Origin of the sequence: Sphaerisporangium krabiense, assembly GCF_014200435.1 — a bacterium.
GTDB classification, from domain to species: Bacteria; Actinomycetota; Actinomycetes; order Streptosporangiales; family Streptosporangiaceae; genus Sphaerisporangium; species Sphaerisporangium krabiense.
The window spans coordinates 348,147-361,197 of record NZ_JACHBR010000001.1 but is presented as its reverse complement, the minus strand read 5'-3'; the positions used below and the strand labels follow the sequence as shown (position 1 = coordinate 361,197).

6 protein-coding genes are annotated in these 13,051 nt (G+C 72.3%); 4 read left to right on the top strand and 2 right to left on the bottom strand.

The window, feature by feature from the left end; genetic code table 11:
- Positions 1 to 127: 127 nt before the first annotated feature.
- Together BJ981_RS01555 and BJ981_RS01550 are read left to right on the top strand one after the other, a co-directional pair.
- Positions 128 to 835, top strand: a complete 708-nt coding sequence (locus tag BJ981_RS01555; protein ID WP_239139147.1) for an HAD family hydrolase — start codon at positions 128 to 130, stop codon at positions 833 to 835.
- Positions 836 to 1,610: 775 nt separating this feature from the next.
- On the top strand, positions 1,611 to 3,635 hold the full coding sequence (locus BJ981_RS01550) for an acetoacetate--CoA ligase (RefSeq protein ID WP_184607959.1): 2,025 nt from the start codon (positions 1,611 to 1,613) through the stop codon (positions 3,633 to 3,635).
- Positions 3,636 to 3,718: 83 nt separating this feature from the next.
- Here the strand turns inward: BJ981_RS01550 and BJ981_RS01545 are convergent, their stop codons facing one another.
- Positions 3,719 to 5,335, bottom strand: coding sequence for an FAD-binding oxidoreductase (locus tag BJ981_RS01545; protein ID WP_184607958.1), 1,617 nt, complete (start codon positions 5,333 to 5,335; stop codon positions 3,719 to 3,721).
- 485 nt (positions 5,336 to 5,820) lie between these two features.
- Here BJ981_RS01545 and BJ981_RS01540 point away from each other — a divergent pair, with 485 nt between their 5' ends.
- Positions 5,821 to 10,731 (top strand): NAD-glutamate dehydrogenase, encoded by a 4,911-nt coding sequence (locus tag BJ981_RS01540; RefSeq protein ID WP_184607957.1) that lies wholly within the window; start codon positions 5,821 to 5,823, stop codon positions 10,729 to 10,731.
- Between the two features lie 10 nt (positions 10,732 to 10,741).
- On the opposite strand, the gene BJ981_RS01535 is transcribed toward BJ981_RS01540, so the two are convergent.
- Positions 10,742 to 11,815 carry a DUF8094 domain-containing protein gene (locus tag BJ981_RS01535; RefSeq protein ID WP_184607956.1) on the bottom strand — a complete coding sequence of 358 codons (1,074 nt, stop codon included), beginning with the start codon at positions 11,813 to 11,815 and terminating at the stop codon, positions 10,742 to 10,744.
- Positions 11,816 to 11,891: 76 nt separating this feature from the next.
- Between BJ981_RS01535 and prfB the strand changes: the two genes are divergently transcribed.
- Positions 11,892 to 13,010 (top strand): peptide chain release factor 2, encoded by a 1,119-nt coding sequence (gene prfB / locus BJ981_RS01530; RefSeq protein ID WP_184607955.1) that lies wholly within the window; start codon positions 11,892 to 11,894, stop codon positions 13,008 to 13,010.
- Positions 13,011 to 13,051 lie beyond the last annotated feature (41 nt).

The following is a 13,051-nucleotide window of genomic DNA, read 5'->3' as shown; positions in this document are numbered from 1 at the left end:
GCCGTGGGGTCGGCGGGGAGCCCCGCGCCCGAAACGAGTTCGGCATCGGCGGACGCCCGCGGTCGCTAATCGTCGTACTCTGAGCGCACCGGTCACGCGCCTTCGGAGGCCCCCCATTAACCGTCTCGTGCTCTGGAACGTCGACCTCACCCTGGTCGACGTCACGATCGTCACCCGTGAGGCCTACGCCGACGCGTTCCGGCAGGTCACCGGACGCCCGCTCGTGAAGCTCGCGCCCGCGATGGGCCGCCCCGACTCGGAGATCATCTTCGAGACGCTCGCCATCAACGGCATCGTCCCGAACGACGATCACCTGCCCCGGTTCATCGACGCGCTCGCCGGGGCCTTCGCCGGCCGCCGCAGGCGCCTGGACAAGGACGGCCGCGCCATGCCCGGCGCCAAGGACGCCCTCAAGGCGGTCTCCCGCCTGGACGGCGTCGTCCAGTCCGTCCTCACCGGCACCATCAAGAGCAACGCCGTCCACAAGCTCCGCGCGTTCGGGCTGGACGCCTTCGTGGACTTCGAGGTCGGCGGCTACGGCGAGGAGGTCTACCCCAAGGCCACTTTGCTCCAGGTCGCCCAGAGCCGCGTCAAGCAGATGTACGGCTTCGCCTGCGACGGTTCCAACACCGTCCTCATCGGCGACTCCACCCGCGACGTCCAGGCCGCCCGCATCGCCGGCGCCACCATGATCGCCGTGGCCTCCGGCCGCTCCACCACCACCGAACTCCGCGACGCCGGCGCCAACCTGGTCCTGGACGACCTGACAAACCCCTCAGAGGTAGCCGCCGCCATCTCCCACCTCACCACCCCTCTGACCCCCCGCCCGGCCTGACCCGGCCCCCTCCGGACATGGTCCTCGCCTCCGGGCCCCGGGGGCCCTCCGGCTCGGGCTGTATTTCCCAGGAGGCTCCGCCCCCCTCGCGCTCCCCGAAATCGTCAGGGAGACTCAGTGATCGTCTGAATGCGGGGGAGTAGGCGTTAGCCGCGGCGCGAGGGCAGGGGAGTTCGGCCTTTGTGCGGGTGAAGCGTCCTCGACCGTGCCAATGGCCCCTGTGCGCTGGACGGTCAAGGGACGCTTCGCAGGTGTCCGCTTGTCGGGGTCGGGAGTGAGGACACGCCGCGCCGGGAGGCCGCGGTATCCCGAGGTGAGGGATACCGCGGGCCTGCTCCACGAGGCTCGCGGCGCCGAGGTCACGACGCTGTGGGGGCTCGGCGGCGCACGCCGGCGATCGGGGATGTCCGGACGATCGCGTCGGCGTCATGGTGTCGGGCTCGCGGGGTCGCCGCGAGGTGGCGACGGGGACGGCCGCCCGGTCGCGGCCCTCGCCCGTCGCGAGATCCACGCTAGGGGGCGCGCCTGTCGCCGCCCAGGCCCCGAATCTTCGCACCGCCGGGTGAGGTGACGAGTCGTCGCAGGTCAACGCGACTGCCGAGCCTCGTCACTCGCTCGAGCCCGAAACTTCGGCCCCGGTCCGCCCCGAAATCCATGCCGCATGCCGGAACCACGCACGCGCATCGCGGAACGCCGCGGGGCCAGGTGAAACCGCTCGCCGCCGGTCCGCCCCGGCCCTGTGGCGTGGGGGGCGGGGGGCGTAGAAGATGGGGGCATGGTTGAGGAAGGTGCGCTGCTGTGGGAGCCGTCGGCGGAGGTGGTCAGGGACGCGCGGATCACGCGGTTCGCCGCGTGGCTCGGGCGCTCCGGGCAGGACTACGAGGAGCTCTGGCGGTGGTCCGTCGGGTCTCCCGAGGAGTTCTGGGCGTCGGTCTGGGACTACTTCGAGGTCGCGGGCGAGCGTGGTGACGGGCCCGTCCTCAGTGGGGCGATGCCGGGCGCGGAGTGGTTCGCCGGGGCCACCCTCAATTACGCGGCCAACGCGCTGCGCGGCGACCCCGGCCGCCCGGCGGTGATCGCCCGCGACGAGACGGGGGTCCGGCGGACGCTGACCTACGGTGAGCTGGCCGAGCAGGTCGCGCGGGTGAGGACGGGGCTGGTACGGCTCGGCGTCGGGCGCGGCGACCGTGTGGCGGCCTATCTTCCGAACGGCCCCGAGGCGCTGATCGCGTTCCTCGCGACGGCCAGCCTGGGCGCCGTCTGGTCGTCCTGTTCGCCGGACTTCGGCGCCTCCAGCGTGACCGACAGGTTCGCGCAGATCAGCCCTAAGGTCCTGATCGCGGTGGACGGGTACACGTACAACGGCCGCCGGTTCGACCGCTCGGAGGTCGTCGCCGGTATCGCCGCCAAGCTCCCCGGCCTGGCCGCGACCGTGGTCGTGCGGACCGCCCCCGAGGAGGGTGTTCCCGGCGGGATTCGGGCCACGGCCGGGGAGGGTGTTCCCGGCGGCGTTCCGGCCACGGCCGGGGGCGGTGTTCCCGGCGGGGTGCGGGTCGAGTCGTTGGAGGGCGTTTCCGGCGGGGTGCGGGTCGAGTCGTGGGAGGAGCTGCGGGCCGAGGGCGGCGAGCTGGTCTTTGAGGCGGTGCCGTTCGGGCATCCGTTGTGGGTGGTGTACTCCTCGGGCACCACGGGGCTGCCGAAGCCGATCGTCCACGGGCACGGCGGGATCGTGCTGGAGCATCTGAAGGCTCTCAGCTTCCACCAGGATCTCGGTGAGGGGGACGTGTTCTTCTGGTACACGACCACCGGCTGGATGATGTGGAACTACCTGGTGGGCGGCCTGCTGGTGGGCGCGGCGATCGTGCTCTACGACGGCAGCGCGACGCATCCGGGGGCGGACGCGCTGTGGCGGCTGGTGGCCGAGGAGGGCGTCACCTACTTCGGCACCGGCGCGCCGTACATCGTCGCGTCGATGCGCGCGGAGCTGAAGCCGGCGGGGCTGGAGCGGCTGCGCGGCGTCGGGTCGACCGGCTCGCCGCTGCCGCCCGAGGGGTTCGCCTGGCTGTACGGCGTGCTGCCGGACGTCCAGCTCGGGTCGTTCTCCGGCGGCACGGACGTCTGCACGGGTTTCGTGGGCGCGGTGCCGGTGCTGCCGGTGCGCGCGGGCGTGATCCCGTGCCGCTGCCTGGGCGCGTCGGTGGAGTCCTACGACGCCGAGGGCCGCCCGGTCGTCGGCGAGGTGGGCGAACTGGTGCTGACCAGCCCCATGCCGTCCATGCCGGTCATGTTCTGGAACGACCCGGACGGCGAGCGGTACCGCGAGAGCTACTACGCCGACTACCCGGGTGTGTGGCGGCACGGCGACTGGATCAAGATCCTGCCGGACGGCGGCTGCGTGATCTACGGCCGGTCGGACTCCACGCTGAACCGCGGCGGCGTCCGCATGGGGACGAGCGAGTTCTACCGGGTCGTCGAGCGGTTCCCGCAGATCGAGGACAGCCTCGTGATCGACACCGGGCAGCTCGGCCAGGAGGGCCGCCTGCTGCTGTACGTGACGATGGCGGCCGGCGCGTCGCTGACCGGCGAGCTGGTGGCCGAGCTGAAGGCCGCGCTGCGGACGGAGCTGTCCCCGCGCCACGTGCCGAACGAGGTCCGCGAGGTGCCGGGCATCCCGCGCACGCTGAGCGGCAAGAAGCTGGAGGTGCCCGTGCGCAAGATCTTGCTCGGCACCCCGGTGGAGAAGGCGGCCAACACCGGCGCGATGGCCAACCCCGAGGTGCTGAAACACTTCCTGCCCTGACCCGCCCGCACCACCTTCCGTGACGGGCTCGGGCGCCCCTGCCGGTCGCACGCGGCAGGGACGCCCGAGGTTCTGGGGGCCGCTCAGACGGCCTGGGGGAAGCGGAACAGGCGGCCGGGGTCGTAGGCGGCCTTCACCTTGGCGAGGCGCGCGGCGTTCGTCCCGTAGTACGCCTGGCGCCAGTTCTTCAGCTCCGGGTCGATGTAGTTGACGTAGGCGTGGTCGCCGAAGTGCGGCGCCATCGCGGCGTGCGCCCCGCGCACCCACGTCGCCGCCCCGGCCGTGTGCGCGTAGTACTGCACGCTGAACAGCGCCGCGCGGTGCGGGAACGCGGTCGCGTCCGGGGCCTGCCGTCCTATGGCGCCGCCCAGCGCGTCCAGCAGCACGGTGTGGCGCCCGCCGCGCCCGACCTGGGCGACGAGCGCGGCGATGCCCGTGGACGTCAGCGGCCGGTAGGCGACGTGCGACTTGGCGCGGAAGGAGTCGCGCGGGAACGTGCCGTCGGGGGTCTGCCCGGGCAGGTTCCCGCGGCGGTGGCACTGGGACACCGTGCGGGACCCGGCGCCGCCGAGGTCCAGCATCGCCGCCATGTACGGCATCTGGCGGACCGACCGGCGGGACGGGGCCCCGGCGGTGGCGGCGAACGCGGCGAGCAGCCGCTCGCACTCGGCGCGCGGCCCTAGGTGGAGTCCGGCGACCAGCACGTCCGGGGCGGGGTCGTGGCTCAGGTGGAGCGTCGACCACAGCGCGTCCGGCGCGTGCGGCGCCCACGCCTGCCAGGCGGCCGTCACCTTCGCGGCACGGGACCAGGGCCAGTGCAGGTAGAAGACGGTGACGTCGCGCGTCGGGTGGGTGCGGAAGGTGAACGACACCGCGACGCCGAAGTTGCCGCCTCCGCCGCCGCGCGAGGCCCAGTACAGATCGGGCTCGTGGTTCGCGTCGCACGTGCGCAGCCGCCCGTCGGCGGTGACGATCTTCACGGACTCCAGCACGTCGCAGGTGAGCCCGTACTTGCGGGAGACGACGCCGAGGCCGCCGCCGAGCGTGAGGCCCGCCACCCCGACCGTGGGGCACGACCCGGCGGGGATGCTCACCCCGCGCGCGGCCAGGCGGGCGTAGACGTCCACGAGCTGGGCGCCCGCGCCGACCACGGCGCGCCCGCCGGCGGCCTTGACGGCGCTCATGCGGGAGACGTCGATGACCAGGCCGGTGCCGGTGGACCAGCCCGCGTAGCTGTGGCCGCCGGAGCGCGAGGTCACGGGGACGCCGGTGCGCCGGGCGAAGGCGAGGCACTCGGCGACGTCGCCGGGGTCGGCGCAGTAGGCGACGGCGCCGGGCCGCACCCCGTCGAAGGAGGTGTTGAACAGGCGGCGCGCGGCGTCGTAGGAGGCGTCGCCGGGCCGGATGAGCCGCCCGGTCAGGCCCCTGCCCAGGGCCTTCCAGTCGGCGGCGGTGGGCGCCGTCCTGGCTCCCGTGGCCGCGGGTGCCGCCGCGCCCGCCGCCGGCGCGGAGGCGGCGGTCGCGGACGGGGCGGTTCCCGGGGCGGAGGCGGCGGCTTCCGGACTGGAGGGACTGGAGGCAGCGGAGGAGGGCGCCGCGGTGGTGTGGCCCGGCGGCGTCCGGCCGCACGCCGCCGCCGCTCCGGCCGCCGTGACGGCGGCGGCACGCAGGAAGTTCCGCCGGTCGAAGATCTCGCGCATCGCCTCGAAGCCCCCAAAGGACGGTCATCGGCGGGCGCGTGGCGCGCCCATTACGTCAGACGTCCCCAGAGGAACGTTGGTTTATCACAAATCGGGCAAGGCGTGCGGATGACGCGGGACAGGCTCGGAGGTGCGGGGAATGCGCGGTTTCGCGCTGGTTGACGTTTTATGTGTGATGGGCTGGTATCGGGTAGGCGGGACCACGGCCCCGGTCAACGACGATCGGGAGGCCGGCCCGCCAGGGGGAGGTGTCCGGTGTCGGGGAGCACGTACGGGGGCGTCGCAGGCGTGCCCGCGAAAGCCCCGGACGACGCGCGTCCCGGCTCGCGAGCCCCGCTTCCCGGCGGCGTTTTTCCTCTAGCCTCCTCTCAACCACGGGCATGGCCGGACCACACCGCCGTGGCGACCTCCCCCGATGTGGAAGCACGGTGCCTGCCATGACCATCTGGACGACGTTGAATCCCTCACAAAGGAGTGAGAGCGACATGCCCATCGACGAGGAGAAAGACCGGCTTCTCCGATCCGCGGCTGAAATGTGTGCCGGTTCCCCCGGCGCCGACGGCCTGGACGGAGAGGACATCCTCGCCTTCCTGCGGCTCTACTACCGGCATGTCGCGCCCGAGGAGCTGACCGGACGCGACGCCGCCGGACTGTACCGGCCGGCGATGGCGCACCGCGGCTTCGCGCGCCACCGTCCGCAGGGACGGGCGCTGGTGCGCGCGTACAACCCCACGGCCGACGAGCACGGGTACGACCCCGGCCGCTCGGTCGTCGAGATCGTCACCGACGACATGTCGTTCCTCGTCGACTCGGCGACGATGGAGCTGGACCGCCACGGCATCGGCGTCCACCTGATCGTCCACCCGCAGATGCGGGTCCGCCGCGACCTCACCGGCCGCATGCTCGAACGCGACGAGGACGCCGCGGGCGGGCAGGTGCTGGAGGAGTCCTGGATCCACGTCGAGATCGACCGGCAGAGCGACCCGGCCGTGCTGGAGGAGGTCGAGAAGGACCTGCAGAGGGTGCTCGGCGACGTCCGCTACGCCGTCGAGGACTTCCCCAAGATCCAGGCCCTGGCCGAGCGCATCGCCATGGAGCTGGAGGCCCAGCCGCCCGCCCTGCCGCCGGGCGCGGCCTCGGGCGGGGTGGAGGAGAGCGTCGAGCTGCTGCGCTGGCTGGCGGACGGCCACTTCACCTTCCTCGGGTACCGCGAGTACCGCCTGGAGAGCGCCCCGGACGGCGACCGCCTGCGCGCGCTGCCGGGCACCGGCCTCGGCATCCTGCGCGCCGACAAGGCGGGCTCGGCGAGCTTCGCGGCGATGCCGCCGGAGATCCGCGCGCGGGCCCGGGAGAAACAGCTGTTCATCGTCACCAAGGCCAACAGCCGCGCCACCGTGCACCGTCCGGCCTACTTGGACTACGTCGGTGTGAAGCTGTTCTCGCCCGAGGGCGAGGTCATCGGCGAGCGCCGTTTCCTCGGCCTGTTCACCCACGTCGCCTACAGCGCGTCGATCTCCCACATCCCGGTGCTGCGCCGCAAGCTGGAGGAGGTCCTGGAGCTGGCCGGGTTCGACCCGGACGGCTACGACGGCAAGGACCTCATCGAGGTGCTGGAGACCTACCCGCGCTCGGAGCTCTTCCAGATCCCGGTCGCCGAGCTGCTGGAGGTCGGGCTGGGCGTGCTGCGCCTGCGCGAGCGCAAGCAGGTGAAGCTGTTCCTCCGCAGAGACGACTACGGCCGGTACATCTCCTGCCTGATCTACCTGCCCCGCGACCGGTACACCACCGACGTGCGCGTCCGCATGCAGGACATCCTGATGCGCGCCCTCGGCGGCAGGACCCTCGACTACAGCACCATGATCGACGAGTCGCCGCTGGCCCGCCTGCACGTGGTGATCCGGGGCGAGCGCGGCAAGCGCCTGGCCGGCCCGGAGGTGGACCTGGCCGCGCTGGAGGCCGCCGTCGCCGCCACGACCCGGTCCTGGGAGGACGACCTGGTCACGGCCATCGGCGAGCTCGCCTCCCCGGCGGCCGCGGAGTCCGGCGGGCCCGCGCTCGCCGCGGCGGACGTCACCACGCTGACCCGCCGCTACCTCAGGGCCTTCCCCGAGGGGTACAAGGCCGACTTCGGGCCGGTCACCGCCGTCGCCGACCTGCGCCGCCTGGAGGAGCTGGCGGTCTCGGACGGCATCGCGATGGACCTGTACCAGCCGGGGGACCGCGGCCAGTGCGACCTGCGGTTCAAGGTGTACCGCATCGGCGCGGCGGTGTCGCTGTCGCAGGTGCTGCCCCTGCTGTCCCGCATGGGCGTCGAGGTGGTGGACGAGCGGCCGTACCAGATCGCGCGGGCCGGTGACGAGACCGGCTGGATCTACGACTTCGGCCTGCGCTGCCCTCTCACCGAGGACCTCGGCCTCGAGGACTTCAAGCGGCTGTTCCAGGACGCCTTCGCGGCGCTGTGGCGCGGCGAGATCGAGAGCGACGGCTTCAACGCGCTCGTGCTCGCGGCCGGGCTGAGCTGGGAGCAGGCGCAGATCCTGCGGATGTACGCCAAGTACCTGCGTCAGGCGGGCACGACCTTCAGCCAGCGGTACATCGAGAAGGTGCTCCTCGGCAACGTGCGGCTGGCGCGGCTGCTCGTCCGCCTGTTCGAGGCCAGGCTGGACCCGCGCCGCGGCGACGACGCCCGCGAGGACCTGAGCGAGGCGCTGCGCGAGGAGATCCTGGCCGCGCTGGAGGAGGTCGTCTCGCTCGACGAGGACCGCATCCTGCGCGCGTACCTGGAGATGATGCTCGCCACGCTGCGGACCAACGCGTTCCAGCGCGTGGCCGGCAAGCGCAAGCCGTATATATCCGTCAAGTTCGACTCGTCGGCCATCAGCGTGCTCCCGCTGCCCCGGCCGAAGTTCGAGATCTTCGTGTACTCGCCGCGCGTCGAGGGCGTGCACCTGCGGTTCGGCAAGGTGGCCCGCGGCGGCCTGCGCTGGTCGGACCGCATGGAGGACTTCCGCACCGAGGTGCTCGGCCTGGTCAAGGCCCAGATGGTGAAGAACACCGTCATCGTGCCCACCGGCTCCAAGGGCGGGTTCGTCGTCAAGAGGCCGCCCGCCGGCGGGGGCCGCGACGAGCTGATGGCCGAGGGCGTGGCCTGCTACCGGCAGTTCATCTCCGGCCTGCTGGACATCACCGACAACCTCGTGGACAACGTCGTCGTGCCCCCGCAGGACGTCGTCCGCCACGACGGCGACGACACCTACCTGGTGGTGGCCGCCGACAAGGGCACCGCGACGTTCTCCGACATCGCCAACAGCGTCGCCAAGGACTACGGCTTCTGGCTCGGCGACGCCTTCGCCTCCGGCGGCTCGGTCGGCTACGACCACAAGGCCATGGGCATCACCGCGCGCGGCGCCTGGGAGTCGGTCGCCTACCACTTCCGGTCCATGGGCGTGGACGTCCAGACCACCGACTTCACCGTCGTCGGCGTGGGCGACATGTCCGGGGACGTCTTCGGCAACGGCATGCTGCTGTCCCGCCACATCAGGCTGGTCGCCGCCTTCGACCACCGGCACGTCTTCGTCGACCCGTCCCCCGACGCCGCACGCGGCTTCGAGGAGCGCGCCCGCCTGTTCGCGCTGCCGCGCAGCTCCTGGGCCGACTACAACCCCGAGCTGATCTCCTCGGGCGGCGGGGTGTGGCCGCGCGCCGCCAAGTCCGTCCCCGTCTCCCCCCAGATGCGCGCCGCGCTCGGCATCCCCGACGGCGTGTCGGCGCTCACCCCCAACGACCTCATCAACGCGATCCTGAAGGCCCCCGTCGACCTGCTGTGGAACGGCGGCATCGGCACCTACGTCAAGGCGTCCTCCGAGAGCCACGCCGACGTCGGCGACAAGGCCAACGACTCCCTGCGGGTCAACGCCGGCGAGCTGCGGTGCAAGGTCGTGGGCGAGGGCGGCAACCTCGGGCTCACCCAGCTCGCCCGCATCGAGTTCGCCCTGAACGGCGGATACGTCAACACCGACTTCATCGACAACTCCGCGGGCGTCGACACCTCCGACCACGAGGTCAACATCAAGGTCCTCCTGGACCGCGTCGTGCGGGAGGGCCGGCTCGGCGACCGCGAGCGCGACCAGCTCTTCCTGGACATGACCGACGAGGTCGCCGGGCTCGTGCTGCGCGACAACAAGGCGCAGAACGTCGTGCTCGCCGCCGCCCGGGCGCAGGCCCCCGAGATGCTGCACATCCACGCCCGCTACCTGCGCAAGCTGGAGCGGGAAGGCGTGATCAACCGCGAGCTGGAGTCGCTGCCGTCGGACAAGACGCTCGCCGAGCGGCGCCAGGCCGGGCTCGGGCTCACCGCCCCCGAGTTCTCGGTGCTGCTCGCCTACACCAAGCTCACCGTGGACCACCAGCTCCTGGCCTCCGACCTCCCCGACGATCCGTTCCTGGAATCGTGGCTGGTGTCCTACTTCCCCTCGGCGCTGCGCGAGCGGTTCCGCGCCGCCATGGACGGCCACCCGCTGCGCCGCGAGATCATCGCGACCTGCGTGGTCAACGACCTGGTCAACGCCAGCGGCACCACGTTCACCTTCCGCTTCGGCGAGGAGATCGGCGCCTCGGTCCCCGACATCGCCAGGGCCTACCTGGTGTCCCGGGAGGTCTTCGAGCTGCCGACCTTCTGGCGGGCCGTGGAGGCCCTGGACAACAAGGTCGACACCGCGACGCAGCTCGCCATGCTCCTGGAGGGCCGCAAGCTCGCCGAGCGGGGCGCGCGGTGGCTGCTCGGCAACCGCAGGCCGCCGATCGACCTCACGTCCACGGCGCGGTTCTTCGCCGAAGGGGCGGACGGCCTGCTGCCGCACCTGCCCAAGCTGCTCGCCGGTCCTGACCTCGCGGCCTTCGAGGAGCGCCGTGACGGGTTCGTCGCGCGGGGCGTGCCCGCCGACCTGGCCGAGCGGGCGGCGGTGATGGTGCCGGCGTACTCGACCTTCGACCTGGTCGAGATCGCCTCCCGGACGTCGCGGCCCGTCGGCGAGGTGGCCGAGGTCTACTTCGACCTGGCCGACCGGCTCCAGCTCGCCCGGCTCAGGGAGCGCGTCATCGCCCTGCCGCGCGACAACCGCTGGAACTCCATGGCCCGCGCCGCGCTGCGCGACGACCTGTACGCGGCGCACGCGACGCTGACCAGGGACGTGCTCACCCACAGCCTTCCGGGGCTGTCCCCGGAGGAGCGCCTGGCCGGATGGTCGAAGGCGAACTCGGCGGCGGTCGCGCGGGCGCGGCAGACGCTGTCGGAGATCTGGGAGAGCGAGCACTTCGACCTGGCGACGCTGTCGGTGGCGCTGCGCGCGATCCGCACGCTGGTCGCCACCAGCAACCTGCCCTACCCGCAGGGCTGAGCGCGGCCCCTCAGTCCCCGGCCGGCATGTCGCTGGACACGCCGGTCGGGGTGCCGTCGAACCCGATCACCTTGGCGGGTTCGACGGCACCCCGGCGCGAGATGTGGCCGACGTACTGCTGGGTCTCCTCGATACGGAGCCTGCGCCGCACCACCGGGCTGTCGGTGGCCCAGCGGACGTCCTTCGGCACGGGCACCAGGCCGAGCGCGTTGTCGGTCTTGACCTGCCGCGACGTCGTGCGCGTCAGCGAGTACATGATCACCGCGCCGCCGTCGGGGGCGCGCAGCGCGTAGATCGGGTAGGTGGTCGCGGCGAAGATCGAGTCGTACAGCAGGCCGCGGCGCTTCTCCTCGGGCTGGACCTCGCCGACCTCGGTGAAGTAGCCGGTCGTCTGCGGGCCGGCCGCGATCAGGCTCGCGGCGAACCCGCCCGGCCCCTCCTCGGCGATGGTCGCGTGCAGCGGGGCCATCAGGTGCGGGCTGATCGCCAGGGACTCGTCCCGGGTGGCGAGCGGCGTGGCGTACCCCTCGGCGTCGAGCAGCACGGCCGGGGGCTTGGCGCCGGGGTAGAGCAGCGAGGAGAAGCCGAGCTGCCACAGCGAGGTGCTGTACTCCTTCATGAAGACGAGCACGGCCGTGCGGTCCTCGCCGCCGGGGTCGCGCCGCTCGGCGAACGCGGCGAACCAGTACGGGTAGCGGTCCAGCCGGGGGACGATGACCTTCGGCGCGCCCCAGGTGTAGCGCGGCGGCCTCATGCGGGTGGACTTGAACGCCGTCACCGTGACCAGGCGCTGCGCGTCGCGGGTCAGGTCGAGGGCGTAGGACTCCGCGCCCGCGGCCCGCGCCGCGTCGTCGGCCCCGAGCACCTCACGGGCGACCGCGGCGGCCTCCTTCAGCGTCACCGCGGGCGCCTCGGCGGTGGGGGAGGGGGACGTGGTGAGGGAGGCCGTGGCGGCGGCGCCGCGCACAGGGGTGGCGGCGGCGGTGGCCGCGGCGGGCGTGCGGCCGGGCGCGGAACCGCCCGGCGAGCAGGCCGTGAGGGCGAAAAGGAGCACCACGAAGGCGGCACGCATGGTCCTTTTCACGCTCGCCTCCCGATGAGTCCCCCGCCCATGCTAGCGACGCGCGAGGTGCCCGCGGTGTCGCGTACCCTTGGCAGATGTGGCAGCCATCGATCCCTCAGAAGAGATCCGCGAGCTTAACGGCATCCTGAAGGGCATTCAGGACGTCCTCGATCTCGACAGCATGCGCAAGCAGATCACCGAGCTCGAGGAGCAGGCAGCCGCGCCCGATCTGTGGAACGACCCCGAGGCCGCCCAGAAGGTCACGAGCAGGCTCTCTCACCTGCAGGGCGAGCTCAACCGCGTCGAGGGCCTGAGCCGCCGGCTGGAGGACGTCGCGGTCCTGCACGAGCTGGCCGAGGCCGAGGACGACGCCGACACCCGCGAGGAGGCCCTGCGCGAGCTGACCTCCCTGCGCGGCGACATCAACGCGCTGGAGGTCCGCACGCTGCTGTCGGGCCCCTACGACGCCCGCGAGGCCCTGATCACGATCAACTCCCAGGCCGGCGGCGTGGACGCCGCCGACTGGGCGCAGATGCTGCTGCGCATGTACCTGCGCTGGGCCGAGCGCAAGAACTACTCGACCGAGGTCTACGACACCTCCTACGCCGAAGAGGCCGGCATCAAGTCGGCCACCTTCGTGGTCAAGGCGCCCTACGCCTACGGCACCCTGCGCGGCGAGCACGGCACCCACCGCCTCGTGCGCATCAGCCCGTTCGACAACCAGGGCCGCCGCCAGACCTCCTTCGCCGGCGTGGACATCGTGCCGGTCGTCGAACAGACCGACCACATCGATATCAACGAGGACGATCTACGCATCGACGTGTACCGCTCCTCGGGTCCCGGCGGCCAGGGCGTCAACACCACCGACTCGGCGGTCCGCATCACCCACCTGCCCACCGGCATCGTGGTCTCCTGCCAGAACGAGCGCTCCCAGCTCCAGAACCGCGCCTCGGCCATGACCGTCCTGCAGGCCAAGCTGCTGGAGCGCAAGCGGCAGGAGGAGGCGGAGAAGATGTCGGAGCTGCGCGGCGAGTCCACCACCTCGTGGGGCACGCAGATCCGCAACTACGTCCTGCACCCCTACCAGATCGTGAAGGATCTGCGCACCTCCGTCGAGGCGGGCAACCCGAGCGCCGTCCTCGACGGTGACCTGGACGATTTCATCGAGGGCGAGATCCGCTGGATGCGCCGTCAGGAGGCCGGCGCCCCCGAGTGACGGCGGGCGCGGCGGACCGAGGTCCGCGCGCCCTCGCCATC